The organism is Endozoicomonas sp. ALC020, from assembly GCF_049275935.1.
Lineage (GTDB): Bacteria > Pseudomonadota > Gammaproteobacteria > Pseudomonadales > Endozoicomonadaceae > Endozoicomonas_A.
The window spans coordinates 4740132-4766275 of the sequence record NZ_CP184830.1 but is presented as its reverse complement, the minus strand read 5'-3'; the positions used below and the strand labels follow the sequence as shown (position 1 = coordinate 4766275).

The following is a 26144-nucleotide window of genomic DNA, read 5'->3' as shown; positions in this document are numbered from 1 at the left end:
CTGATTCATTGCTGTTGCTCCGTTCCTTGAGGTTGAGTTTCAAACTGGACAGGTTGCCTTGATCCACTGCGGATCTTGGTAAACAGCTGCCCGAGGTGAGGCGGTTCGTATACATCCAGACGACCGCTGCGATCCTTGGCCGGGTAGCCATAAGGGTTGAGGGTTTGGCAAACAAAGGTACGACGCAGGTTGCCCTCTTCATCGGGCAGACTACCCAGGGTGATCACTTGGTCAACGATGCCGGGAAGCTCCAGACCGGTTTTACTGCCTTCAATCTGCGGCTGGTGGAGCTTGCGGTTAAAGTCGTCCACCCGCTCCTCGAGGATGGCGACAAAGACCACATTCTTACCCCTTGCATGTTGCAGGTGAGTCAGTGCCGCTATCATCTCCTGACCGTGGAGGCCATAAGCGCCCCGAGTATCCGGCTTACCGGTTTTCTCGGAGAACGCCTGGGGCTGGCCTTTGCACCACTGGAAGCAGAGTCGGCCCAGCACTGTGATGGAATCTATGAAGTAGGTGTCGTACTTCTCCAGGGATTGAGGATCACCATACTTACGACATACCGCTTCATAGTGGGCTTTCGAGTACACCTGATCATCCCGAAGCGCAGGGTTGGGACCTGCCAGATAGACGGCAAAGTTTCGGAATTCTGGCCAGGTGGCTGGACGCAGTGTGTCGCCGGACCACTCTTGCACTGCGAGATCGCCTGCTTCCAGATCCACAAATAAAGTGGTGTCCGGATTGAGACTCAGCAGCTGGGTGGTTTTACCCACCCCACTGTTGCCCAGCAGCACGCACTTGATGCCCTTATGCTCCTCGCTGCGCTGGTCTGCATTGAGAATGGGTAGGCTCATTTCACACCTCCCACCAGCCGGTAAGTGCAACGACCCGGCTTCACTTGCAAGGCTGGCTCGAAGGATCGACGAATCTCTTGGGGCCAGAGATCAAACTTCCCCTGAGGCACTGAGTAATGAACATCCAGGAACTCAGATGGGTCTTCACCCTGTTCCTGAATGCGCTGGGCGATGGTCTTTAGTTTCTGCTGATCCCAGCTGACTTCCCTGGGCAAATCCACCAGCACTCCCACACCCTCATCTTCAAAGCTGATTTCACCAAATTCCTGCTGCAGCTTTGCCCGGATCTGGGAAGCCTTGAAAACGTACTTGTAGGCAATGACCGATTCCAACCAATCCTTTTGCACCTGGAGTTGTGCCAAGGCTTTATCAGTGTTTTTGACCAAAGTTGCTAACTCTTCTCCGGAACGGGCGGCCAGTTCAGCGACGCTCATACTCTGGATGTTTTCCTGCTCGCTGCTCATACCTCACCTCCCCGACAAGAGACTGGCTGCGATGTACCCGCATGGGTATGCGAAGCCTCGTGAGCTTCAATATCTAACAACCGGTAAACGACACGATTACCCAGCTTGATATAGCAGGGACCCAACCCACGCATACGCCATTTCTCGAGGGTATAGGGGCTGATCCGCCAGCGGTCGGCCAGTTCTTTCTGGCTCAGGTGTTGCACTTCCATTTCATGCTCCTTCTTGTTTTTTCCAAAGGCAGGATCAATCATGGGACAGTCGGAGTAGCTGGGAGGTAGCTGAGACGTAGCTGGGAAGTAGCTGGCGCATATTTATGAAAAAAATTAAAAAAGTGGCTTAAAAAACAGCATCAAAGCCCCACCTCATCACTTAGCGAGGATGTGCTCAGAAAGAATAAGTAAGTTTTGCGACAGGAAAAGCGTCAGAGTGGCGGGCAGGAAGCCCGCCACTAACAAAGGAGTTTACTTATCTCCCTTCTGTTGGTTAGGGTTCAGCTGCTTCCCCCTATTACCTTGATTTTTGGAATGAGTCTTATTTTGACCTGGAGTACCTTTATTTGCATTACCCATATCAGCAGGGTGGTTTGACTTCTTGGACATAAAAACCTCTCTGTAGACCGAGATAATCGGTCATAAATGGAAGAACACTGGGACTTTAATTTTCCCAGCGAAATTAGGATAGCCTAGAATCAAGCTGAAAGTTTCCGCCGAGTTAATCTTACCGCCCTGATACTCCAGAGTTTGTTTTCGTAGCAAATATAATCTTTCCACCGGTCATCATTGTAACAGTTGCCCGGATGAGTGACCCGAAAGCCCTCTTCATTCAATTGCTCTGTCGTAACGCCCCTGCTTCCCGCCAACCAGGCATCATAAATCAGTGTGGTCACCGTACAGCGTTTTTCACCACGAATATCCCAGGGTTCTCTATCATCCGCTTCAAACCGACCAACAAGACCTTGTACCGACCACTGTACCTCCAGTGATCCAGGGTCAAGCTCAAAGGTTTCTCGCAATACGTCTTTCAACTTTCGGACATTTATCTCACAAGGACCTTCAGAAGACAGCAACGACATAATCGACACAATCGGATACCCACCCGGCAAAGGAAGCAGATGATCAAACCGTTCGGATACCGTCAGAACCACACCGGGTGCTTTACCCTTCCAGCTTTCCAAGCTCTGATAAATGCTTTTAAAACCATTCATACTGGTCAGGTGTCTGGCAAGCAGAACCTGATAAGGCTGTCCATCGACCTGTATATTTCCCAGCCACTCGAGCAGTTCAGGAATCACCGTGACCTGTTCGCCTGACAACTTAAGGTGGCTATTAAGCACTTTGATTAGCCAATCTCTGTCGTACTTGTATTGCCGCTGCTGCTCTTCCGTAACCTCAACGAAGCCCTCGGAGACACAGTAACAGGTGTAGACACCCGGCTCGCGCTCCGGGTTTCTCTCAATCACCTCCAGCCAGAGCTCTCCGTCGTCGGTATCAATGGGGATGACGGAAGCCAAACCTCCTGGGGTCAAGGCTCCAGAGCTGACAATGTCAGAAGCTTCATTGGGTCTGTCCTTTTCCAGGCAAGCTTTCAGAACCGTTTCAGAATCGGTTTCATACAGTCCGGCCAGGTAGCGAAATGAACGCTGTTTCTTCGGTAATTCCAGTGTATCAGTCATGAGTCAGTCCCCACTCCTTGAGTTTTTTCCAGCTGAGATAACGTTCCCGTTCCGTCAAATCCTGTAAATTGGAAGTGCAGGGATCTTTCAGAATGATGATGGTGCTGTTGGCACGACTCTGTCCTTCCCTTTTCCTGAACTTCACAGCGATGGAAGCTTCAGCAATAGAGTAATGGTCATAATTCAGAAAGTGTTCCACCTCATCTTCTTTCATCACCTGGTAGACATCTTTCTCGTGGGCTTTATGGGCAGGGGATCGAGCGGTGTAAGTAGCATTGGTTCGGGTTGATTTGAATTTCAGATAGGAGACAGAGACCTTTTCAATCCCTTCTTCACGGGTAAATGGCAGGACTGGATTTGACTTCAGTACATCCAGCGTAAGTTGTCTTCTCTCCAGCTTTTCCGGGGCTTGTTCTATTCTCAGTGCTTTGCTGGTGAACAGCTGGGCCAGCTGCTCGCGCTCCTGTTTCTTACGAGTCACGACTTCCAGCTCACCCTTCTTCGGGTTCCAGAGGAAAGCATACTCCCTTGCTGGCCTGACCATGGTTTCCCGGAGTGCTTTCTTTTCCTTGGAAACTTCCTTGAGCAGGCTGGGCAGACCTTCCCGGTAAACCATCACCTGTTGCAAGGTTTCTGTGGTGCCATCGATGCTTGGGCGTTCACGTTTAAACAGCTCCACCAGCACTTCATCATCTCCGCCAAAGTGCTGGGTGAGATACTCTTTTAATCCTTTCAGATCCGGGAGCTGATTGACGTTGGATAATACCCTGAAGCTATCCCACTTTGCTGTGAGCCTTGCCTCATCCGCAAAGCGCTCATTTTCGGCCTGTTCAAAGAGGGTCTGTTCATGAAGAAGGGTCCAGGCGGCCTTATTATAAGGATCACATTGGGCAGTGTACCCGGCTTTATTTTTGACCAGCCTGGCCAGGAACTCCTGACCAACTTCATCCGTCATTTGGTCAATGCGCCGAGTCAGGTCTTCAAAAGTCTTCCGGTGTCTTTTATCGAGGTTGGCGTAGGTGTCTATCAGATTGACTGTGGTACTGATTTCAGGCTCTTGAGCAATAATCCTTTGCGCTTTCGTCACTCCGGTTAACTGCAGCAACTTACGACAATAATCATCCCGAACATATTTCAGGACTCGCTTTACATAGGGCATCCCGTCCTCCGTTTTTTTGATTTATTTACTGCTACATCCTGACCTCTACGAACTACTGTTTTTTTATACAGTGTCATCTTGTACCCGATTGCACGTCTTGTCAATCCTCTGGAAAGCACTAGATAGAACCAGTTACCTCGGTATGGATTCCAAACGCTGAAATGACAACACTGTCTATAAGAATTCGAAAAAACAATCCGGTTAATGTCATGGAAGAACTTTTATCAAAACTACAGGTGTCAACTAGAGAAGAGATAACTCAATTACTGGCCGCCGCCATTCTGAGAAGTTATTACCGACAACGCTCTCAATCAAACCCAAGTCTTGAAAAAGAACTGGTGCGACTGGATAAACCGGCTACCTCATGCCTGACTGTCAACACTGCTGAGAAAAACGACGGAGACTGATTATGACAGACAGGCAGGAAGAGCAGACGCTGGCAGCCAGGGTATTGGCGCTACAGAACATGAATGCTGAGCAACTACGACAAAAGTGGCTACAGCTCTACGGCAAACCCGCCCCGGAACTGGACAAGCGTATTCTGCGCCAGCGCCTTGCGGTCAGAATACAGGAGCTGGTATTGGGTGGTATGACGGATAAAGCCAAAGAGCGCCTTAAGGATGCGAACCGCCATAAGGAACATGAACAGAAAACTTTGAAAAGACGCATCGTTAAACCTCCCCCTGGAACAGTTCTTACCAAGGAGTACAACGGCGAGTCACACCGGGTTGTCGTAACGCCCGAAGGCTTTGAATACAGGGGGGAGACTTATTCCAGTCTATCGAAGATTGCCAACCTGATCACAGGATCTTACTGGTCTGGACCTCTGTTTTTTGGTTTGAGAGGGGATAAAAATGGCAAAGGATAAGCCCACTTCGGTTAAACAGCGCTGTGCTGTCTATACCCGAAAGTCTTCAGAAGAAGGACTGGAACAGGAATTCAACTCCCTTCATGCCCAGAGGGATGCGGCAGAAGCCTACATCCTCTCTCAAAAACACGAAGGCTGGGTTTTGATGCCGGACGATTACGATGATGGCGGTTATTCCGGAGGCAATGTCGAACGCCCCGCTCTTCAGCGGCTGCTGCGTGATGTAAAAGCCGGACTGCTGGATATCATCGTTGTCTATAAAGTGGATCGCCTCAGTCGATCACTGGCGGACTTTGCTCAGCTGGTGGATCTGTTTGACCAACATAAGGTTTCCTTCGTCTCTGTCACACAACAATTCAATACCACCAGCAGTATGGGCCGTCTGACCCTGAACATTCTGCTCTCTTTCGCTCAGTTTGAGCGCGAGGTAACCAGTGAACGTATTCGTGACAAATTCCTGCTCTCCAAAAAGAAAGGTATGTGGATGGGAGGAAACCCTCCTCTGGGCTATGAGGTTGTAAATCGAAAGCTGGTGGTTAACAGAAAAGAGTCCACTGTCGTTCGATTGATTTTCGAGCATTTTGCTGCCACCCGCTCGATCATAGCAACCTGTGAGATGCTCAATGCCAAGGGCTATACAACCAAACAGATTCTTTTAAAAAATGGAGGTATCCGTGGCGGCATTGCTTTTGCCAAAAACGCTGTGTACCGCATTCTAAGAAACCGGATCTACATCGGCGAAATTGGCAACAAGGGTGAATGGTTTCCAGGGGAACATACTTCGATCATTTCAAAGGACCTCTGGGCCAGAGTAGTGGCAGCCTTTGATATTGAGTCCATCCAGCGCTCGCGCCAGTCCCGATTGAGAAAGAACCCCTCCTTCCTGAAAGGCCTGCTATATGGACCCGATGGTCACTCCCTCTCAGCCACCAGCACACGAAAGAAAAATGGCAAATTGTTTCGTTATTACGTCAGTTACTCTGCCCAGTCCAAAGGCTACTCAAACAGCCCACTGCCGCCCCTGTCGGCCTCTGTGTTGGAAAAGCTGGTGCTGGAGAGCACCCAACGACAGCTGGCCAGCCCAGAGCTGTTGTTGCAGGTATGGCAAAAAGTGGAAAGGATCGAACCACAGATCAACATTGACAGGGTTCGCCAGGCCCTTAGTGACCTGTCAACTATCTGGGAGGAACTCTTTACCCAAGAAAAACGTCGTTTGATTGAGCTATTGATACACCGTATTGATCTGACAACAACGACACTGACCATTCTTTTCAAACCCGATGGGATTGATTCAGTCGTATCGGAACTATCCCCTCAATCACCGGAGATCCGAGACCATGGCTTACCTATTTAAAAATGGCGAAGAAAGCGTTGAGTTTCTGGAACAGGAAAACCTGATCAAAGTCACTCTGCTAATTCGGATGAATCAAAGGGGAGGCAAGACCACCATCGAAACCCCGGCTGGAGCTATCGACCCACCAGAAGTGAAGCAAATACAAATAGCTCTGATCCAGGGACACCGCTGGCTAAAGATGCTTACGCGGAGAAAGTTCACCAGTATTAAACAGCTGGCCAATGAGGAGAAAGTGGACAAGGCCAGAGTCTCAAAGTGCATCCGCCTGACCTGCCTGGCCCCGGATATCCAGGAAGATATTCTGTGTTATCAGGGCAAGTGGCAGTTATCGATGAAGGATTGCATGAAACCCTTCCCGATGCTCTGGTCTGAGCAGCGGGAACATTTCAATAAGTGCCCAGTCTAAACATAGTGGACAAGCAGCTTTCTATAGCCTCTACTTGTTTCATAACAATAATCTACTGAGGATGCAGTAAGGGGTAGAACACAATGAAAGATGATCATACATTGCTCATGGAAGCCATTCTTGGAAGCAATATTCCTCTTATTCAAAAACGTCTGGATTCCGGATGCGACATCAATTCAAGGGACGAGTATGGTGAGTCCGTTCTGCAGTCAGCTGTTTCTGCGCTGTATGACTACAAGCATAAAATTGCCATTCTTGAATTCCTTCTGGATCAAGGTGCCGATTTTACACTACTCGATAAAGACCGCACTGGCCCTCTTTCCGAAGCAGTCCTTAACATGGATACTGAATCTCTTAAGCTCCTGCTTGATCGGGGAGCTGATCCTAATGCAGAAGCCGGATTTACAAATAGAGAAACACTTTATGACGAAGCTGTAGATTGGTACACATACAAGCATTTCCGTCGTTTTTGCTTAGATGACGTTATTGAAGCCGATATTGATGACGAGCATGAACTCTACCTTGAAGGTCTGCAGAAGTATGCAAAAGACACTAACAATCCCACTCCTGATCATATTTGTCTGCTCAGGGCCTATGGAGCCAAGTTTTCATATGAAATTGAGGCATTAGAAAGAAAGCAGTTTCTTGACGAGCTCAATCCTGAGCTGGATGTGTTTACTATTCATGCCGATGAAGGTATCGGCGATTTTTTATGGCAGAAAGACGATGGGGATACATCTTCGCTTGTAGGCGGAGCTTTAATTTCTATAGGAGAAAAAGGCACATTCTGCCGTGAGATGTCTGATGAGCTGCTCAGTGATTGCTGTAATTGGATAGAAGGCTACATGAACGCTTGCATGCAAGATGAGTTGAAAGATTTCAATTGGAACCATTTTAATGAAGCTGGATTGAGTCTGGCACAACGTCTGAAAAATGAACTGGGAGACAGAGCCCGGGTCTTTTATTCAAAAGCATTTGAGGACCCCACTGATGATGGGGCATCCATTGAAATAGGCTCAGCTCGTTCGTGAACAGTTCCTTGTCCCTGCCGTAAAACCGTCCACAAACCCGCCAACGACCTCCAGCCCAAAAAAGAAACCAAAGTACTGTTTTAAAAAGGAAAACTAAAGTGGAGGGAGTGACACCCCAATTCCTCCAAAAAAACCGAGAAGAGAGAAAAACAGAGAGGAACAGGAGGAAAAACAGTGAAAAAGCCCGTTTTGCAAAACCGGCAAAAGTTGCAAAAACCCTTTAAACGTAGGGCTAAAACAGAAAAAACCTGTAGACGACAGCCTAGAGGTTTTTTGATATATGGCGGACCGGACGGGACTCGAACCCGCGACCTCCGGCGTGACAGGCCGGCATTCTAACCAACTGAACTACCGGTCCGCTGAACCCTACACATACCGCCCAAAGTAGCCAGTATGCGGTCACGCAACCCCTTTAGAGAAACTGGTGGGTGATGACGGGATCGAACCGCCGACCCTCTGCTTGTAAGGCAGATGCTCTCCCAGCTGAGCTAATCACCCGACTTCTCTCTCTGCGCGGTGCAGTGCGCTGAAGTGGAGCGAATGTTATGCAGATCAGATGAAAGTGTCAAGGAAAAAAACACGTAAAAAGAAGAACTTTTGTGTTCTAGCTGAGAGTTTTTCTGTGTTTTCAATATCAGCGATATGCTATCAATGAGTTTACAAAAACATGAGTCTATTTTTGACAACTCAAACTCTCCTTTAAAACCAAGAAGAAAGCACCAAAATTCAATCTTAAAGCTGTCGTTTATTCAGAGATACGAAAGCTTTTGATGGAGCCCCCGTATCTGCCAGAATCAATTTGCAAGATGCATATAGACTTTCACTCGACCCTCTTCTTTACCTCGATCGATTTTTATCTGCTGAATAGTCACTTCATAACGGGTATCCAATGCAACCATCCAAGCCAGAAGCTTCTGATAGGCCGCATCTTCTATCCAGACTCCCAAACCTTTACGATCAGGTTGAACACGACTTAATGTCAGTTCTGATTGTCTGGCACTGCCCGATACAATAGTAGAAAGGTCTTTTTTTGCACCTGCAGCCCTTTGTTTCCTTTGAGCTTGTTTTGCTTGATCAACATTATCTGCCATCCATTCATAAATGGATTGTTGGTGAGTGAACTCTTCCTGCTGCTTTTCACTCCATTCGGTTATAGGCTTCCAAACGAACAGATAGACTGAAGCCAACAAAAGGAGTGCTGTCAGAAGATGCAATGCTCTTCGATCTTTCTCCGGCATCAGCTCGTACTTAGCCCGAAGCTGGAGCCAGAGCGGACTTCTCTCGAGTAGATGAGTCAGTTTCATCAGCTTCACCTGCCTATCGTCATTCGAGCATTGACGCCCGTTTTTTCCTGGTTGGCACTATCCAGGCGTGCGCTTAGCCCGGATGATTTTACTGCCGCCAACAGCTTATCAACCCCTTCAAGATTGTCTGCTTTCAACTCCAGCACCAGTGCTCCTGTCGCTTCATTGAAATCCATGCTGACCGGCTTCAGCTTAAAATCTGACAAAGAAGATGACACAGCAGAAACCTGTTGCAGCAAAGGTAAAAAGGCTTCTCCAGTGGCACTTTGACCAACATTTTTCAATCGACTTTCCATACGCCCCTTCAGGTTAATGCTTCCAACTGAATGTGTCTGGGCCTCAAGCACCTGCTGATCCTGTGGAAAGACTTCCAAGTAGAGCTCTGCGCTATCCTGCCAGTACTCTTGGGCTTTCTGTTGATACAAAACTCCTTCCCCGACTTTTAAACCCAGCTCAAGCAGCAACCAGATGGAAGCCACCAGGGCCAGAGGCTTCCAGCGGCGCATCTTGCGGGTAGCTCTTTTAGGGCATTGATAAGGGCCATAACGAAGGTCAACTAAGTCGGCAGATCTTTTGGATGAAAAATACAACGCCGCCAGATACTCAAAAACAGTGCCAGTCAATGGTTCTTCTTCCACCAGCCAGCCGTTTTCTTCCAGCCATTGTTTCACCTGATCTCTCTTCTCAGTAGCCAATGACACCAGACCATCAGCAAATCTTATTCTGGCACTAACAAGAGCCTCAGCATCTTCAGCTATCAGCTCCTCATCCGTGTGAATAATATCTTCACTGACCTTTTCCCCCCAATGACCCAAAACAAACTTGAGAGCTTCGTAGTCGAGACAAACACTGGCTTGGTCGGGTGCAGAAAGAATAGAGGAATCATTTTCAAGAAGGAGGTTTAATTCTCGCGGAACGCCCTGCAAAAACTGTAGCTCAGCCATAACTTGCTGGGCGGAAACCCCCTGCTCGTCAAGACAGGCTAATAGAGATTGCATCTGCTCATGGGGAACAGCCGACACGTAAACTTGTTCACTTTTCCTGTTTAGATAACTGGCCAGGTGCATAGACTCGATGTCATCGGCTAGTTCCTCTTCAATCATAAAGGGCAGCGCGGTTGAAAGATGCTTTCGCTGACCACTGTTAATAGGTAGCCGCTTGTGCATGACCAGAGTCCCTGGCAAAAGCACTAACACCTGGTCCGGCATTTCATCTTCCAGAGTGGTCTCGTCCAGCTCTTTGTTATCAGGCTTATGGATAACAAACTGGACCCAGTCATTTTTGACTTGACCCAGCTCCGAGATATGGACATCTCCCAAGAGCTGTCCGTTACTGGCAAAAGCCCCCCACTGAACTCGAGTGTTCGTCTCAATCCGGGAAACCGGCGGTGGTATCCGAATCAACAGGATGTTTTTCATTATTAGACCTCAGGATTCCTTCTTGGCACTTACCCAGTAGTCGTTGGGTCCAATCTCACGACCGGCGATTTGAACCTGTCCCTCTGTATTACGATACATAAGGGTTTTTAAATAGAATGACGTATCTCGATACGTTGCCTTGATGTAAGCAGTAAAATATTGGCTGGCAACATCCAGAGGCACTTCTTTAAGAGCGGCAGTTTTATCTTTCAGGGCCGGCAGCCTGGCCAGATCTTCCAGTCTGACGAACCCTTCTGCACTCTGAGCATCAATAATAGTCTCTACATCACTTTCTGTGAGTTTATCAGACAGTGAACGCATTACTTCAGGCAGCACCGTATTGACGTTGATACTGGTAGTGTCTGGCAAAGCGGTTACCAGAGGAGCTAACAATTCAAACTCATCAATACCAACGCCCTTAATCAGTCTTAACTCGGATAATGAAACAAACGGAGCATCAGAAGTTCTTCTCGGCGGATCCATGGACAGATAATTATTATCTTCTCCACCGTCTTCTGAGGGTTCCTGGTCATGATCAATCCAGTCCTTGATGGCTGAGGCAATCTGTACATTCAGGCCCAGATTTTGCAGTATGATCTCGAACATTCCACGAAACTTTTGTCCGTCCAGTGCATCTGCGGCGAGCCAGTTCAGGTTAAACCGACTGGTTTCATCAACAATGACCAACTCGATATCCCCCTGATCAACGGCATAGCCTACTTCTTGTATATTCCAGCGTTCACTTTCGTGATCCATGATTTTTTTCTTTTTCTTGTCTTCTTCCGCATCCTGCTCTAGCAATAAAGCAACATAGTTTTCAGCCCCCAGAGCCAGATGTCTGGCCTGTATACGCTCCAGATAATGGGTATTTTTTTCAGTGTGGAGCCAGAGACTGGTCATCATCTGGGAAGCCATCAAGGTAATCATCGCGAAGATCAAGAGCACATAGATCAGGGCAATGCCACGCTGCCGGTTAACTGGCCTCATCGTTCTTCCTCTTTCTCATCACCTTCTTCATAGTCACTCTCATACAGCTCTGGTATGAAAGACATTCGCCCTGCTCTATTCTGATCTTTACCCTGTTCCTGATCCGGTTTTGTATGAGCATTCGGGGACTTGTAGTCTAGAGCAGGCAAAATCGTTACCAGTTTTCCAAAATTCCCGTGCTGCATCGTCAGCTCTATTGCGTGGGGCATCACCGGATCTTCTGTTTTCTTTGCTCCAGTTGCCGGTTTCGGTCTCCGGGATTTTTTTTCCGGTGGCCAGCTGTTCTTCCAGCGCTTCTTTTCGTCCATAAAACGGACTTTCAATGCCTGCACATTGTCGAGAATAACCTGCCTTATCAGAACCGGATCAGGAGCCCTGTCCAACATTAACCAGTAGTAACGAACCAGCTCATCGTCTTCCAGGTTATAAGCAACTCGTTGCAGGTTGCTCCTCAGCTCCATCAGCGGGTTACGCCAGCCAGCACGGGTAAATTCCAGAACAAAGCCATCAAGACTGGGAGACTTGACGGCTGGTAGAATCTCACCAAATTCATCCCGTACCGGTCTTGCCGCCAACTGGAACAGATCTTTCTCCAGAATCAGCTTCGCCCGCTGAATTTCATCCAAACTGTCCAGAATGCCATCGGTCACCTGCTGAGCCCGACTCACTGAATCGAACAACTTGTAGGCCGCCGTGCTGATCATGGCAAAGAGCATTATGGCTATCATCAGCTCAAGCAGTGTAAACCCCTTGCTTCCGTTCATTTTCTGGGCTTCCTCAGATAGGACTCCAGAGAGAATATCGGAATATCGTCACCATCAGGCTTCTGAACACCCACAAAGACATCCACAACAATTTTTCTGAAGTCTCTCTTGGTGGTATCCCTGACGGTTTGACGAACGTACCAGTCATACCCAACATAGTTTTCAACCTTTCCTCTGACCCCTTTATCAGGCCAGTTTTTTTCTGCCTGGATACGGCTCAGATACTGGTCAGCCAGCTGTGCAGCCAAAACCTTTTCCTGCATATAGCGGGTTTGGCGGATACTGTTACCGTCTGCCAGCATCAACATGGAAGCGGCTAAAGCAAAAATGACCACAGCCACCATCACCTCAATAAGGGTGAAACCAAAAATACTAGCGGACGACTTCGACATCGGACAAGCCATCGGTTATCAGCACCACCCTCTGCTTTTTGTTTTCACTGGGGATCACGAATAGAGAAAAAGGGGTCACCTGATAGTCTGAATAAAAAACAACATCAGGGCCGACATCTGTGGGTTCGAGAAAGGGTAGATCGTCCTCATCTGTATACAGATAAACATCCAGACTTTCCGGCATCCTGTAGGGCTGAAAAGGTGTCTCTGTAATCACAATCCATTCATTACTTTCCAGCGGCAATACCCACCAGTAGTAACGCCCATTCTCATCAATGGAAAAGCCGTATTCGGCATTATCCAGGAGCGCTTTGTCCCTGACCTGAGAGAACAAAATCTGTAATCTTGCCGCCTGCTCCTGAACTGTTTTTTGAACATTCCCAGTCATTGGGCTCAATAGAGTAATACCCAGCAATATACCTATAATCAGAATGACAACGAGCAATTCAACCAGAGTAAAACCCTGATTTTTGTTAATCACTGTCCTGCTTCCTTCCGATACCATACTGTTCATTGAGCCCCTTTAACTTTGGAAGTTTTAATCCGATATCAGAATTGAGTTCAAGACTCTTCCCAGTTGGTAATATCTGCATTAAGACCTTCACCACCCTCACGGCCATCAGCCCCCTGAGAATAGAGATCGTATTTTCCATGATTACCAGGCTGCAGATAAATGTAGGCATTCCCCCAAGGGTCAACCGGAGCTTTTTTCAAATAGCCCTCCGGATTCCAGTTTCTAGGCTCAGGAGCGATGGTAGGCTTCTTGATCAGGGCATCCAGACCCTGATCCGTCGAAGGATAAAAACCATTGTCCAGTCTGTATAATTCAAGCGCCTGGGAGAGCGTTTCAATATCCGACCTGGCCACTGTAATCTTGGCCTGATCAGGACGGCTGAGAATTTTTGGCGCCACCATGGCAGCCAGTATTCCCAGGATCACGACAACCACCATGATCTCTATGAGGGTAAAACCTCTTTGTACCTGTCTTGTCATCATTTTCACGACCTCATCAATGGATTCCGTACCGAGGAAATGGGATTGCTGCCCCCACTTCCAGAAATCTGTCAGTCAAGCGGCAGATTCTGTCGTGTACGTCCTGTTTCAACCTTTACGAACATTGCTTTAAAAGCCATGCTCACTGCATTCAGTTTAAAAGCTGGTTCATGTTAAGAATGGGCAGCAATATGGCTAACACAATCACCATGACTACACCGCCCATAACCACCAACATTAAGGGTTCAAAAAGCCCCAGCAAGAGGGATATCCTCCCATCCAGCTCCATCTGCTGATTCTGAGCCGTTCTGTCCAGCATTTCGTCCAGCTCACCAGTCGATTCACCACTGCCAATCATGTGAAGCATCAAAGGTGGGAAATAACCGGTTTCAGCCAAGGCTCGGTTCAGACTGGAACCTTCACTGACCCTTCTGGCAACATCTTTAACCGCATCACAAATTGCCCGGTTATCAATAACCTGTGCGGCAATAATCAGGGCTTCCACCAGCGAAACACCACTTCGGGTGAGTATGCTCAGGGTGCTGGCAAATCTTGCGGCACTTAATGTTCTACTAAAGCGGCCAAGAATGGGTAAGCGTAAAAAGAAACGATCCCATGACATCCGGAATGTCGGCTTCTTCAGCGCCTGCCTGAATGCGACAATTCCAAAGAAAATAATACCGAAAATAACGGGCCAGTAGGTCTGGAATCCTTCACTGGCAGCGATCAGTGCAACGGTAATGCCTGGCAAATCCTGACCCGTGTCGACGAAGACCTTTACGACATCGGGCACCACATAGCCCAGAAGAAAACTAACGATCCCCAGAGCCGCCATCAGCAGTATGATGGGGTACAAAAGAGCCTGTTGAATTTTCTGGGTGGATTTCATTCTGGCTTCTGTGTAGTCCGCCAACCGGTTCAGTACTTTGTCCAAATATCCGGCATGTTCACCGGCTGCCACCGTGGCCCGGAACATCTGGGGGAAAATATGAGGAAAATCTTCAAGGCTCTGGGCCAATGTGAAACCTTCAAGTACCTTGGAACGAATCGCCAGCAGTATATTTTTGAGCCTGCGCTTTTCCTGCTGGGAAGCGACACCATAAAGCGCTTCCTCTACAGGCATGGCCGCCTGAATGAGAGTGGCTAACTGACGAGTCAGAGTAGCGAGCTCAACAGCAGAAACACCACGTTGAAAGAGCGTGGACAAACCACCGGAGGCATTCTGTTTCTGCTCTGAGACCTGATTGACCGATAGGGGGGTCAACTCTTTATCACGAAGCATCTGCCGGACATGCCGGTTACTGTCGGCTTCCAGTGTTCCCTTATGCTGTTTGCCCTGCTGGTCGAGGGCGACGTATTCATATGCAGCCATGTCGTGCGGTGATCCGCCTCCGATACGGATTAATCTTTCTGGGTCACTCTGAGCACTTCTTCCAGTGTTGTCAGACCAGCCAATACTTTCTTGGCACCATCTTCCCTTATGCCAGGAGAGCTCTTTCTGACATAGTCAGTAATCACCTGCTCTCCCTCTCCTGCATGAATCATTCTTCTGACCTGCTCGTCGACCATGACCACTTCGTAGATGCCGGTCCGGCCCCGGTATCCACTGTGATTGCAATCTTTACAGCCTTTTGCGTGGTACAGTTCAGGCGCATTGGCTAACTCAACACCCAACTCCCTGCATTCAGCCTCATCAGGTTGGTAGGGCTGTTTACATTGATTACAGAGAACTCTGACCAGACGCTGAGCCATCACACCCAGCAAGCTGGAAGAGAGTAGAAAAGGTTCAATTCCCATATCCTGCAAGCGGGTCAATGCACCAATGGCAGTATTGGTATGAAGTGTCGATAACACGAGGTGACCGGTCAAACTGGCCTGCACGGCAATTTCAGCTGTTTCGGTATCGCGTATTTCCCCCACCATGACCACATCCGGGTCCTGACGTAGGATGGCTCTCAGCCCCCTTGCAAACGTCATATCAACCTTGGTATTCACCTGAGTCTGGCCAATACCTTCGAGGTTGTATTCGATGGGATCTTCTACGGTGAGAATATTTCGACATTTATCATTCAATGAGGTCAAGCAACCATAGAGAGAGGTGGTTTTACCAGAACCGGTAGGCCCCGTGACTAGAATAATGCCATAGGGTTTGGCCAGCAGGCTTGATACGCATTGGAGATCCTGATTTTCCATACCCAGATGCTTCAGTTCAAGACGACCGGCTGCCTTATCAAGAAGACGCAGTACCACTCTCTCACCATTACTGGAAGGTAGTGTTGAGACCCTGACATCCACCTCTTTACCCGCAACTTTCAGAGAGATACGGCCATCCTGGGGAATGCGTTTTTCAGCAATATCCAGACGAGCCATAACCTTGATCCTCGAAACAAGGAGTGCAGCCAGTGTTCGTTGCAGACTTAGAATCTCTCTCAGAACACCATCTACCCGCACCCTGACAACCAGAATATTTTCGAAAGTTTCGATATGGACATCCGATGCGCCTTCCTTGATCGCTTCCGTCAATAAAGCATTGATCAGGCGAATCACCGGGGCATCGTCACTCTGCTCAAGCAGGTCTTCTGTTACCGGTACTGCTTCAGCAAGACTACTCAGATCCAGATCATCACTAATACCGGCAGCATTCTGCAGAGCTTCGGAACTGTCATTGTGATAACACTCGGACAAGACTTCGGAGAGCCGGTCTGCTCCCACCTTGCGATAAACAGGAGACTGGCAGGAAATTCGTGTGACCTCAGAGAAGATATCAGCTGAAGGCACCGAGCGAAAATAGAGCACCGGCTGTTCCTGCTCCCAGACCAGCACCACCCCATGCCTTTTGGCAAAAGTAAATGGCAGACGATGCAAAATCAGTCCCTGATTTTGGGATGCCTGATCTTCTGGAAGGCTGGCTGTGTCAGTCAAGGCTAACTCCTTGGATAATTAATAATTCCAGAACTTCTATTGGGTTGATCGAGGACAACCAGAAACAATCCGATATTTTTTGCTCTGAACCCTGGAAATTGAATTATTCTTCAAGCACGTCACAGGAAGTGTGATCCAATATCCAAATTTTACAACTGAATTTTAAAAATGATTCAAACACAAACCCAACTTTTTTGATCCAGAAGATATTACTGATCAAAAATGATTAATTAAAAACTGTTTTTAGTGAAAGCATCAGCTTTTAAAAACAGCACTCTTATGCTTTATTTAGGTTAAGAATAGCCCATGACCCATAACGCTTTCCTTAATCAAGTACACATCAAATAGAGAAATTAGAGAACAGTATGAATTCAGAGGTCATAGCCACCTACTTAAAATGGGGCCATCGAAAAAATTGCATAGCACTGACCTGCCTTCTGGCGATCACCATGATTGTTTCATTAGGCGCTCAGTCATTTTTCTTTTATGAATCACTGGCGAAGGAAGATGCTTTTGATAATTATGAACAAGTGTACCAAAATCAACCAAAAGAAAAAATTCTTACTCCTAAAGACTTCGAATTACTCTTTGGTGCCAATCATCAGCCTGAAGTCGCGAAACAGTCCGCCGATATTCCTAAAACAAAGTTAAATCTGGTACTCAGAGGTACTCTTGGAGAACGTGACCAGAAGAATAAGTATTCAAGTGCTATTATCCAAGGCAACAATCAGGACAAGCTTTATGGCATCGAAGACAGACTGCCCGGTGGTGCCATACTCAGGGAAGTGCATTCAGATCATGTGGTTTTAAGTCGCAATGGCCAGCTTGAAATCCTTTATTTTCCGGATGCAGGTAAAGATGACAGGGCTTTGCAGGAATTCAAGAGCCCCTCAGACACTACGGATAAGAATACAGAACGCCCCGGCTTCACTCAGGAGCCGGATGGAAAATCACTTGAACAGCGCATGCAGGAGTTGAGAGATAAACTTCAGCAGGCTAATCAAGGGATTTGATACAAGAATTAAAACTTTTTCATATGGTTAAGTGATGAAAACTAAAGACTGTCCATTTGTATGCATGGCCTTCAGACCTCTGTTTGCTGCATTGCTTGCCCTTAGCCTTCAGAGCAATGTATCGGCGGCCCCTTCTGCTGAAACTGCTGTAGTCAATCTGGCTGCACCCCCTCCCACAAAAGCCCTCAAGGCTGAAACGGCCAGGGACAAAAAGTGGACTCTGAATCATCAGAACGCTGACATTCGTGAATTCATTGGCCAAATCGCCAAGATCACTGGTGAGACCTTTGTCATAGACCCCAGAATCAAGGGGGGTAACACTGTAACGGTTATTTCTTCCAAACCGTTGAGCAGCGACGAAGTTTACGATGTTTTCCTCGAAGTACTGTCAGCTAATGGCTACGCCGTAATACCCAAGGGCAATATCATCAATATAGTGCCCAGTACTACAGCAAAAACCAGCTCTCCCAGTGGAAATCAGAAGCCACGTAATGCTGTCATGACCACACGGGTTCTGGAACTTCACAGTGTATCGGCCATTGAACTGATACCCATTATTCGCCCTCTGATCGCCCAGTATGGGCACGCAGCCGCTTCCGCATCCAGTAACGCTGTTATAGTCAGTGACCTTGCAGACAACGTTGAGCGAATCACCAAGCTGGTGAGGGAGCTGGACAAGACAGGTAATAATGATTACGAAGTGCTTCAGTTGAAGCATGCCTGGGTGGGTGATGTTTCCAAAATCATTCAGGACACACTGATAGCTGCCAAGGGGCAAATGCCAAGCGGACTGCAAGTCATTGCTGATGAGCGCAGCAACCGACTGGTCATCAAAGGTAACTCCAGTAAGCGCCAGAGAGTCAGGAAACTGGTAGAAACGCTGGACAAGGAAGGTATTCGCAAGTCCACTACCAAGGTGATCTTCCTCAGCTATGGCGATGCCAAGAATATTTCAGAAATCCTTGCAGAAGCATCTACCACGATTCAGGAGAGTCAGGAAAAGAAATCCAATTCTTCGGCTTCATCACAACAGCCTGTTCCACCGCACCCCTCTGTTCCCAAGGTTCAGACCAAAGGTCAGCCTTCCGGAAAAAGCAGGGGTTCCGGAGCAGCACCGAACGTGTTCGTTAAAGCCGACGAATCCCAGAACGCCCTCATCATGATTGCTGATCCGGACACTCTGGCAGAGATGGAGCATATCGTTCGGCAGCTTGATGTACCAAGATCACAGGTACTTTTGGAAGCCGTCATCGTAGAAGTCTCTGGCGGTATAGATGATGCTCTGGGTGTCCAGTGGGGTATTGATGGCAAGGAAACCATTCGCGGCTCAACCGAGACAGACCCTTCTGGTAAATCAACCAAAACCGTTGTCGGCAGCAAGAGCAGCATAACAGGACACATTCTCGATAACGCGGCAATCACCCTGGGCTCTCTGGCTTTGAGAGCGGATAATTTTGGTGTGCTGGTATCTGCCTTGAGTTCAAAGTCTAACAACGACATTCTATCTACACCCAGTATGCTGACGCTGGACAACCAGGAAGCTGAATTCCTTGTAGGTCAGAATATTCCTATCAAGACAGGCTCTTATCAAACCTCAGCCGGTGGTGGTAGCAACAACCCGTTCACTACGACGGACCGGAAGGATGTCGGCATTAAGCTAAAGATCACCCCTCACCTCAGTGAAGGTAACGGCATCAGGCTAGAGCTGGAGCAGGAGGTTTCTTCTCTGGACACTCGTACTTCAGAATCCCTTTTAAAGAATGATGACCTGATCTTCAATAACAGAACTCTGAAAACCACCGTTCTGGTAGATGATGGCCAGACCATTGTCATTGGTGGCCTGATTGAAAACGTCAAGAGTCAGACCAAGAAGAAAGTCCCGCTTCTGGGTGATATTCCTATCATCGGAAACCTGTTCCGCTTCGAACAGGATAAGAACCAGAAGCGAAATCTCATGTTGTTTATAAGACCGACCATCATGAGAAACTCTGAAACACTGGCCAAAGCCACCAAAGATCGTTACACCAAGTTGAAAGTGATTCAGCACAACAAAAAGGCACCTGACATGCTACCGGAAGAGCCATCTACCCTGTTCGAACCAGAAGCCTTTGATCTGCGCAAGAAAGATAAAAAAGCCTGGCAAAGTAGTGACTGATACTGGATTCAAGTAATAGTTTCCAGTTAGAAAAAGCCAGATTATGAAGTCTGGCTTTTTCTGTTTTTCATAAAAGGCTTACTGCCTTAAAATTATTTGCAAACTTTTGACTTATAATTTTCACAAAACTGACAATAAAAAAGAAAAAAGTCGTCTATTTTGAAATCTATCCGTCGAAACTAAATTAATTCACCATTCTGATTTTTTTTTAACAAAGAGCCCTTCATCAGACGTTCATTCCCAAGAAGGTCTAAACACACTCAATATGAAGCAGATACCGAACACCAGAAAAAAACGTCCAGACAAAGGCGGCAATTTGTTTAGCTCGTAATCACCCGGCGAACATCTTAACAATTTAATCGGCTGCAAGATGAGTAATAACGAAAATATCAGGTAAACAGGTTTTATCAGCAAGTTGTTCAGGTAGAGGTAATAGCTGATCGGGTATACCGACAGCAACAATATAGCGTATAGTTTCTTACTTGTATCAAACCCTATTCTGACAGTCAGGGTTCTGATGTTGGAAGACTGATCTTCCAGATAATCTCGGATTTCATTCGACACCAGTAGAGCAGCTGTTAAAAGACTCACGGGTATAGAAACCCAAAGTAGCTTATTATTCCAGACACCAGAAACCGCATAGTAAGACCCGCTTACCATCAGTACCCCAGTCAGAATAAAAACGGCCGGAACTCCCAAACCGAGATGTTTATAGACGATAGGCTCTCCTGTATAGAAGTAACCAGCAGTTACACCGAAAAGCCCCATTAGAAACAAAGGCCAGCCCGTTTTCCAGACAAGCCAGAGTCCTATGACAGTTGCTACCAGAGCAAAAAGACCGGCAAAAGCAAAGTTCCTGCGAATCTGCTGAATCACCTGCTCTGCCAATTGGCCTGTCTTGCTGTTCCAGAAATGTAAGTCAGCATGATCATTGGCCAGATTACTGGCTGCCTGTAATAAAATACCCGCAATCATTACAGCCACGGCTCTGGCAATATCTCCCTCTCCCTTTGAGAAAGCTACGGCGACCCCTAATCCGCAAGTGATCAGTGCAACAGAGAAGGAAAAAGGCCTAAGCGCCCTCGCAAAACGGTATTTATCAGGATTGAGATTCGGTGTATCCACTAGAGGATTCCCTGAGGATGGAGATAAATACGGGACTATGTGCCATTAAGCGTCTTAAGCCTATAGCGATATTCCGAAACCCGGATAGCAATTAGGTAAACAGGAGAGAGATTAGCCACTCAGGAACTCAATAAAAAATCGACCCATCTCCTCTGAGATGAGCCGTATAATGAGTCAAAACTGATCAGATCGGACTCTTACCAGCCTGTTTTCTCTTTCAGAGCCTGACCGATTTCTGCCAGAGAGCGAACGGTTTTTACACCGGCTTCTTCCAGTGCAGCAAACTTCTCGTCAGCAGTCCCTTTACCACCAGAAATAATTGCACCCGCATGACCCATGCGCTTACCCGGAGGTGCAGTAACACCGGCAATATAGGAAACAACTGGCTTGGTTACGTTTTCTTTGATGTAAGCAGCCGCCTCTTCTTCAGCTGTACCACCGATTTCGCCGATCATAACGATCGCTTCAGTCTGTGGATCTTCTTGAAACAGCTTCAGGATGTCGATGAAGTTGGAGCCAGGAATCGGGTCACCACCGATACCAACACAGGTGGACTGACCAAAACCAAAATCAGTGGTCTGCTTAACCGCTTCATAAGTCAGGGTCCCGGAACGGGAAACAATTCCAACTTTGCCTGGTTTATGAATGTGGCCAGGCATAATGCCGATCTTACACTCGCCCGGAGTGATAACACCCGGGCAGTTGGGACCAATCAGAGTAACACCCAGCTCGTCGCAGCGGACCTTGCAGTCCAACATATCCAGAGTTGGAATACCTTCGGTAATGCAGACAATCAACTTTATACCGGCATTGGCAGCTTCGAGGATAGAATCCTTACAAAAAGCGGCAGGCACGTAAATTACAGAAGCATCAGCGCCGGTTGTAGCGACTGCCTCGGCAACCGTGTTGAATACAGGTAGACCCAGATGTTCCTGACCCCCCTTGCCCGGAGTAACACCACCAACCATACGAGTACCGTAAGCAATCGCCTGTTCGGAGTGGAAAGTTCCCTGAGAGCCAGTAAAGCCCTGGCAGATCACCTTGGTCTCTTTATTAATCAGGACACTCATTCTTATTTACCCTCCGCTGCTTTTACTACCTGGTCTGCAGCGTCGGAGAGACTGCTTGCAGCGATAATATCGAGTCCACTTTCAGCCAGTTTCTGAGCACCAAGCTCAGCGTTGTTGCCTTCCAGACGCACAACAACAGGTACTTCAACACCGACTTCTTTCACTGCACCGATGATGCCGTCAGCAATCAGGTCACAGCGAACGATGCCGCCGAAGATGTTAACCAGTACCGCTTTAACACTATCGTCAGACAGAATAATCTTGAAAGCTTCACTGACACGTTCTTTGGTAGCACCGCCACCCACGTCCAGGAAGTTTGCGGGAGCACCACCGGACAGCTTAACGATGTCCATGGTACCCATAGCCAGACCAGCGCCGTTTACCATGCAGCCGATGTTACCATCCAGGGCTACGTAGTTGAGTTCCCACTGAGCCGCGTGGGCTTCGCGTGCGTCTTCCTGAGAAGGATCGTGCATGGTCTTCAGACGAGGCTGACGGTAAAGGGCGTTGCTATCAATGTTCAGCTTGGCATCCAGACAGTGCAGATCGCCGGCTTCAGTGATAACCAATGGATTGATTTCCAGCAGAGCCAAATCCAGATCCTGGAACAGTTTCGCCAGACCCAGGAAGATCTTGGTAAACTGCTTAACCTGAGTAGCGTTCAGACCCAGTTTGAAAGCCAGTTCACGGCCCTGATAGGGTTGAGCACCGACCAGAGGGTCAATAGTTGCCTTCAGAATCTTTTCTGGCGTTTCTTCTGCCACCTTCTCGATTTCAACGCCACCCTCAGTGGAGGCCATGAAAACGATCCGACGGGTAGAACGGTCTACAACAGCACCCAGGTAAAGTTCCTGAGCGATGTCGGTGCAATTTTCTACCAGAATCTTGCTAACTGGCTGACCATTTTCGTCTGTCTGGTAAGTGACCAGATTCTTACCCAGCCACTTCTCGGCAAATTCACGAATTTGGTCCTTGGAGCTGACCAGCTTTACGCCCCCAGCCTTACCGCGTCCACCTGCATGAACCTGTGCTTTAACAACCCACTGATTTCCGCCAATTTGGTCTGCGGCTGCAGCTGCTTCTTCCGGTGTATCGCAGGCAATACCCTTGGATACCGGCAGGCCATACTCAGCAAATAGCTGCTTACCCTGATATTCATGGAGATTCATACTGACAATACCATTGTTGTTTTAATCAAATTCCTATCCACATCCGTGGATAAAAAGGTTTCTTTGTTTCGACCCCAACTCTTCAGGCATCGAAATTAAACTTTGGGTCCTGACGCCTGTCTAACTTGTACTTTCGATATGAAATTGTCTCAAGTCCTACAGGCTAAGATTCCCTCTGACACTTCTTCGAATCAGTTTATCCATTGAGAAAGCTTACTGATACAAGTAGGTCTTACACACATCAGTAAATGATTCCCGTAAGCTCAGCTAGCGACGTTTACGATTAGGAATATGAATCGCATGACCGTCTACAGCCAGAACTGCTTCGTGCAAAGCTTCACTCAATGTTGGGTGAGAGAATATAGTCAGAGCCAGGTCTTCAGTGCTGGCCGCAAACTCCATGGCAATAACTGCCTGCTGAACCAGTTCAGCAGCGCTTGGGCCTACTACGTGCACACCCAAGACACGGTCAGTTACCTTGTCAGCAATAACCTTAACCATTCCTTCCGTATCGTTAGCAGCCAGAGCACGACCACTGGCAACAAATGGGAAAGTACCTAATTTGTAATCAACACCTTCGGCTTTCAGTTCCTGCTCGGTCTTGCCTACCCATGCAATTTCAGGATGGGTATAGATCACAGAAGGAATCAAATCATAGTTCACATGACCTTTCTGGCCAGCGATGATTTCAGCAACCATGATGCCTTCTTCACTGCCCTTGTGCGCCAACATTGGACCACGAACCACATCACCAACAGCGTATACACCGGGCACGTCAGTAGCACAGTGATCATCAACAAAAATAAAGCCACGCTCATCCAGGTTCACACCACAATCTGCAGCCAGCAGGCTCTCTGTGTATGGACGACGGCCTACAGCAACAATCAGTTTGTCGAATACAACAACCTGTTCATTGCCATCAGAATCCGCATAGGTAACGTGTACTTCTTTATCCTTGATTTCAGATCCAGTGACACGGGCACCCAAGCAGATATCCAGTCCTTGCTTCTTGAAGATTTTCATGGATTCTTTGGAGATCTGCTCGTCGGCAGCTGCCAGGAAACGATCCATGGCTTCCAGAACAATGACTTCAGAGCCAAGACGACCCCAAACGCTACCCAGCTCGAGGCCGATAACACCAGCACCAATGACCCCCAGACGTTTGGGTATTTCCTGGAATTCAAGGGCTCCGGTGGAATCAACAATCAAATCACCATCAGTCGGTGCAGGGGGAATTTCTACCGGACGGGAGCCAGTAGCAATAACAACATTACCCGCTTCATAAACTTCAACAGTGCCATCAGCCTTGGTCAGCTCAACCTGCTTGTTCGCCAGAACTTTACCAGCACCTTCCAGCAGAGTTACACCATTTGCTTTAAACAGACCACCGACGCCGGTAGTGAGGGTTTTAACGATCTTGCTCTTGCGGGCGATCATTTGCGGCACGTCCATTTCCACACCAGAGTGATTGATACCGTGCAGCTTGAAGTCTTTTTGAGCTTCAACAAATTTGTGAGAACTGTCCAGCAGCGCCTTGGAGGGAATGCAACCTACGTTCAGACAGGTTCCGCCCAGAGCTGTTTTTCCTTTGTCATCAGTCCACTTTTCAATACAAGCAGTCTTAAGGCCCAGCTGCGCTGCACGAATTGCACAAACGTAACCTGCAGGACCTGCTCCGATGACAACAACGTCAAACTGATTCGCCATATCTTCTATTCCAAGAAAATGAGAATGGCGGCCTTGTGAGCCGCCGCATAACCCATGAAAACTTACAATTCCAACAGGATTCTGGCTGGATCTTCCAACAGCTCCTTGATGGTAACGAGGAAAGTGACTGCTTCCTTGCCATCTAGCAACCTGTGGTCATAGGACAAAGCCAGATTCATCATGGGCAGAATCTCCACCTGACCGTTGACGGCCATGGGGCGCTCCTGAATTTTGTGCATACCCAGAATAGCGGACTGAGGTGGATTCAGAATCGGTGTAGACAAGAGCGAACCAAACACACCGCCGTTGGAAATAGTAAAGGTTCCACCGGTCATGTCCTCAATATCCAGTTTGCCACCCTGGGCTTTTTTACCGTATTCACGGATTTTGGCCTCAACGTCGGCGAGGCTCATGTTTTCAGCGTTACGCAGAATAGGTACTACCAGACCACGATCGCTGGAGACAGCAACGCCAATATCCTGATAGCCGTGGTAAACGATATCATTACCATCAATGGAGGCATTAACTGCAGGATAACGACGCAGGGCTTCAGCACAGGCTTTGACAAAGAAGGACATGAACCCGAGACGAACACCGTGCCGCTTCTCGAACTGATCTTTATAACGGGCTCTCAGTTCCATAACCGGCTTCATATTGACCTCATTGAAGGTGGTCAGCATGGCGGCTGTCTGCTGTGCTTCTACCAGACGCTGGGCAACTCTAGCACGCAGACGTGTCATTGGTACACGTTTTTCCGTGCGCTCGCCAGCAAATACCGGAGTTGTAGCTTCTACCACAGGCGCAGAAGAAGCATGGACTGTTGGAGCAGGAGCAGCTACCTGAGCTGGCCGCTGCTCTGCATGACGAACGACATCTTCCTTGGTGACACGACCGCCCCTGCCAGTGCCAGAAATAGTCGTTGGGTCAATGCCTTTTTCATTAGCGATCTTACGAGCAGCGGGGCTCAATACTGGCTCTTCCGTACTAGGTGACACTTCACTGGTTGCCGACGCTGATTCAGCTGCTGGAACGGAGGCTGTGGATGCTGCACCGGCTTCAAAAACGGCAATAACCTCTTCGCTCAGGACCGTCTCGTCTTCATTCTTGAGAATCTCTTTCAGCACGCCATCCGCTGGAGCAACAACTTCCAGTACTACCTTATCGGTCTCTATATCGACCAGCAGCTCATCACGAGAGCAAGCTTCTCCGGGCTTCTTGTGCCAAGTGGCAACCACACCGTCAGCGACAGATTCCGGAAACGTTGGTGCTTTTATTTCAGTGGCCATTATGGATCCTTTCGGGGTTGCGACCGAT

General features: G+C 48.1%; 26 protein-coding genes and 2 tRNA genes. 7 read left to right on the top strand and 21 right to left on the bottom strand.

Annotated elements, in window-relative coordinates; translation table 11 throughout:
- Nucleotides 1-5: 5 nt before the first annotated feature.
- From ACOJUO_RS17720 to ACOJUO_RS17700, 5 genes are all read right to left on the bottom strand, one after another.
- Complete coding sequence (locus tag ACOJUO_RS17720) at nucleotides 6-854, bottom strand: ATP-binding protein (protein WP_422137670.1); 849 nt, start codon at nucleotides 852-854, stop codon at nucleotides 6-8.
- Nucleotides 851-1318 (bottom strand): hypothetical protein, encoded by a 468-nt coding sequence (locus tag ACOJUO_RS17715; RefSeq protein ID WP_422137669.1) that lies wholly within the window; start codon nucleotides 1316-1318, stop codon nucleotides 851-853. The genes ACOJUO_RS17720 and ACOJUO_RS17715 overlap by 4 nt, the downstream gene beginning before the upstream one ends.
- A complete protein-coding gene (locus ACOJUO_RS17710) occupies nucleotides 1315-1530 on the bottom strand; it encodes a helix-turn-helix transcriptional regulator (protein WP_422137668.1) in 216 nt (71 codons plus the stop codon). Before ACOJUO_RS17710 ends, ACOJUO_RS17715 begins: the two co-directional genes overlap by 4 nt.
- Before the next feature lie 479 nt (nucleotides 1531-2009).
- The gene (locus ACOJUO_RS17705; RefSeq protein WP_422137667.1) at nucleotides 2010-2993 is read right to left on the bottom strand and encodes a hypothetical protein; all 984 of its coding nucleotides are present in this window, start codon (nucleotides 2991-2993) and stop codon (nucleotides 2010-2012) included.
- A complete protein-coding gene (locus ACOJUO_RS17700; RefSeq protein ID WP_422137666.1) occupies nucleotides 2986-4152 on the bottom strand; it encodes a hypothetical protein in 1167 nt (388 codons plus the stop codon). The genes ACOJUO_RS17705 and ACOJUO_RS17700 overlap by 8 nt, the downstream gene beginning before the upstream one ends.
- A 161-nt stretch (nucleotides 4153-4313) precedes the next feature.
- Here ACOJUO_RS17700 and ACOJUO_RS17695 point away from each other — a divergent pair, with 161 nt between their 5' ends.
- The 5 genes from ACOJUO_RS17695 to ACOJUO_RS17675 all read left to right on the top strand — a co-directional run bounded on the left by ACOJUO_RS17695 (nucleotide 4314) and on the right by ACOJUO_RS17675 (nucleotide 7811).
- Complete coding sequence (locus ACOJUO_RS17695) at nucleotides 4314-4559, top strand: hypothetical protein (RefSeq protein ID WP_422137665.1); 246 nt, start codon at nucleotides 4314-4316, stop codon at nucleotides 4557-4559.
- A 2-nt stretch (nucleotides 4560-4561) separates the two neighbouring features.
- On the top strand, nucleotides 4562-5020 hold the full coding sequence (locus tag ACOJUO_RS17690; RefSeq protein ID WP_422137664.1) for a DUF2924 domain-containing protein: 459 nt from the start codon (nucleotides 4562-4564) through the stop codon (nucleotides 5018-5020).
- Nucleotides 5007-6374 (top strand): recombinase family protein, encoded by a 1368-nt coding sequence (locus ACOJUO_RS17685; protein WP_422137663.1) that lies wholly within the window; start codon nucleotides 5007-5009, stop codon nucleotides 6372-6374. The genes ACOJUO_RS17690 and ACOJUO_RS17685 overlap by 14 nt, the downstream gene beginning before the upstream one ends.
- A complete protein-coding gene (locus ACOJUO_RS17680; RefSeq protein WP_422137662.1) occupies nucleotides 6358-6780 on the top strand; it encodes a hypothetical protein in 423 nt (140 codons plus the stop codon). The genes ACOJUO_RS17685 and ACOJUO_RS17680 overlap by 17 nt, the downstream gene beginning before the upstream one ends.
- Nucleotides 6781-6863: 83 nt before the next feature.
- On the top strand, nucleotides 6864-7811 hold the full coding sequence (locus ACOJUO_RS17675; protein ID WP_422137661.1) for an ankyrin repeat domain-containing protein: 948 nt from the start codon (nucleotides 6864-6866) through the stop codon (nucleotides 7809-7811).
- Between the two features lie 281 nt (nucleotides 7812-8092).
- Here ACOJUO_RS17675 and ACOJUO_RS17670 read toward each other — a convergent pair.
- The 11 genes from ACOJUO_RS17670 to gspE all read right to left on the bottom strand — a co-directional run bounded on the left by ACOJUO_RS17670 (nucleotide 8093) and on the right by gspE (nucleotide 16591).
- Nucleotides 8093-8169 (bottom strand) — tRNA-Asp (locus tag ACOJUO_RS17670).
- A gap of 64 nt (nucleotides 8170-8233) precedes the next feature.
- Nucleotides 8234-8309: transfer RNA gene (locus tag ACOJUO_RS17665), tRNA-Val, on the bottom strand.
- Between the two features lie 296 nt (nucleotides 8310-8605).
- On the bottom strand, nucleotides 8606-9115 hold the full coding sequence (gene gspM, locus ACOJUO_RS17660) for a type II secretion system protein GspM (RefSeq protein WP_422133317.1): 510 nt from the start codon (nucleotides 9113-9115) through the stop codon (nucleotides 8606-8608).
- 5 nt (nucleotides 9116-9120) lie between these two features.
- Nucleotides 9121-10533, bottom strand: a complete 1413-nt coding sequence (gene gspL / locus ACOJUO_RS17655; RefSeq protein ID WP_422137660.1) for a type II secretion system protein GspL — start codon at nucleotides 10531-10533, stop codon at nucleotides 9121-9123.
- Nucleotides 10534-10542: 9 nt separating this feature from the next.
- Entirely contained in the window at nucleotides 10543-11520 is a 978-nt protein-coding gene (gene gspK / locus ACOJUO_RS17650; RefSeq protein WP_422133315.1) for a type II secretion system minor pseudopilin GspK, read from the bottom strand.
- Nucleotides 11517-12284, bottom strand: a complete 768-nt coding sequence (gene gspJ, locus ACOJUO_RS17645) for a type II secretion system minor pseudopilin GspJ (RefSeq protein ID WP_422133314.1) — start codon at nucleotides 12282-12284, stop codon at nucleotides 11517-11519. The genes gspK and gspJ overlap by 4 nt, the downstream gene beginning before the upstream one ends.
- Nucleotides 12281-12676, bottom strand: coding sequence for a type II secretion system minor pseudopilin GspI (gene gspI / locus ACOJUO_RS17640; protein WP_422133313.1), 396 nt, complete (start codon nucleotides 12674-12676; stop codon nucleotides 12281-12283). The genes gspJ and gspI overlap by 4 nt, the downstream gene beginning before the upstream one ends.
- The gene (locus tag ACOJUO_RS17635) at nucleotides 12657-13157 is read right to left on the bottom strand and encodes a prepilin-type N-terminal cleavage/methylation domain-containing protein (protein ID WP_422133312.1); all 501 of its coding nucleotides are present in this window, start codon (nucleotides 13155-13157) and stop codon (nucleotides 12657-12659) included. Before ACOJUO_RS17635 ends, gspI begins: the two co-directional genes overlap by 20 nt.
- Nucleotides 13158-13237: 80 nt before the next feature.
- Nucleotides 13238-13672, bottom strand: coding sequence for a type II secretion system major pseudopilin GspG (gene gspG / locus ACOJUO_RS17630; RefSeq protein ID WP_422133311.1), 435 nt, complete (start codon nucleotides 13670-13672; stop codon nucleotides 13238-13240).
- Nucleotides 13673-13820: 148 nt separating this feature from the next.
- Nucleotides 13821-15041, bottom strand: coding sequence for a type II secretion system inner membrane protein GspF (gene gspF, locus ACOJUO_RS17625; RefSeq protein ID WP_422137659.1), 1221 nt, complete (start codon nucleotides 15039-15041; stop codon nucleotides 13821-13823).
- Between the two features lie 29 nt (nucleotides 15042-15070).
- Complete coding sequence (gene gspE / locus ACOJUO_RS17620; protein ID WP_422133309.1) at nucleotides 15071-16591, bottom strand: type II secretion system ATPase GspE; 1521 nt, start codon at nucleotides 16589-16591, stop codon at nucleotides 15071-15073.
- Nucleotides 16592-16956: 365 nt separating this feature from the next.
- Between gspE and ACOJUO_RS17615 the strand changes: the two genes are divergently transcribed.
- A complete protein-coding gene (locus tag ACOJUO_RS17615; protein ID WP_422133308.1) occupies nucleotides 16957-17604 on the top strand; it encodes a type II secretion system protein N in 648 nt (215 codons plus the stop codon).
- Between the two features lie 34 nt (nucleotides 17605-17638).
- A complete protein-coding gene (gene gspD / locus ACOJUO_RS17610; RefSeq protein ID WP_422137658.1) occupies nucleotides 17639-19759 on the top strand; it encodes a type II secretion system secretin GspD in 2121 nt (706 codons plus the stop codon).
- A gap of 234 nt (nucleotides 19760-19993) precedes the next feature.
- Here the strand turns inward: gspD and ACOJUO_RS17605 are convergent, their stop codons facing one another.
- The 5 genes from ACOJUO_RS17605 to odhB form a co-directional block, all read right to left on the bottom strand.
- Nucleotides 19994-20884 carry a prenyltransferase gene (locus tag ACOJUO_RS17605; RefSeq protein ID WP_422137657.1) on the bottom strand — a complete coding sequence of 297 codons (891 nt, stop codon included), beginning with the start codon at nucleotides 20882-20884 and terminating at the stop codon, nucleotides 19994-19996.
- Between the two features lie 197 nt (nucleotides 20885-21081).
- The gene (sucD, locus tag ACOJUO_RS17600; RefSeq protein WP_422137656.1) at nucleotides 21082-21954 is read right to left on the bottom strand and encodes a succinate--CoA ligase subunit alpha; all 873 of its coding nucleotides are present in this window, start codon (nucleotides 21952-21954) and stop codon (nucleotides 21082-21084) included.
- A 2-nt stretch (nucleotides 21955-21956) separates the two neighbouring features.
- Complete coding sequence (gene sucC / locus ACOJUO_RS17595) at nucleotides 21957-23123, bottom strand: ADP-forming succinate--CoA ligase subunit beta (RefSeq protein WP_422137655.1); 1167 nt, start codon at nucleotides 23121-23123, stop codon at nucleotides 21957-21959.
- Nucleotides 23124-23390: 267 nt separating this feature from the next.
- Complete coding sequence (lpdA, locus tag ACOJUO_RS17590) at nucleotides 23391-24830, bottom strand: dihydrolipoyl dehydrogenase (protein ID WP_422133303.1); 1440 nt, start codon at nucleotides 24828-24830, stop codon at nucleotides 23391-23393.
- A 62-nt stretch (nucleotides 24831-24892) separates the two neighbouring features.
- Nucleotides 24893-26116 carry a 2-oxoglutarate dehydrogenase complex dihydrolipoyllysine-residue succinyltransferase gene (gene odhB, locus ACOJUO_RS17585; protein WP_422137654.1) on the bottom strand — a complete coding sequence of 408 codons (1224 nt, stop codon included), beginning with the start codon at nucleotides 26114-26116 and terminating at the stop codon, nucleotides 24893-24895.
- Nucleotides 26117-26144: the final 28 nt, after the last annotated feature.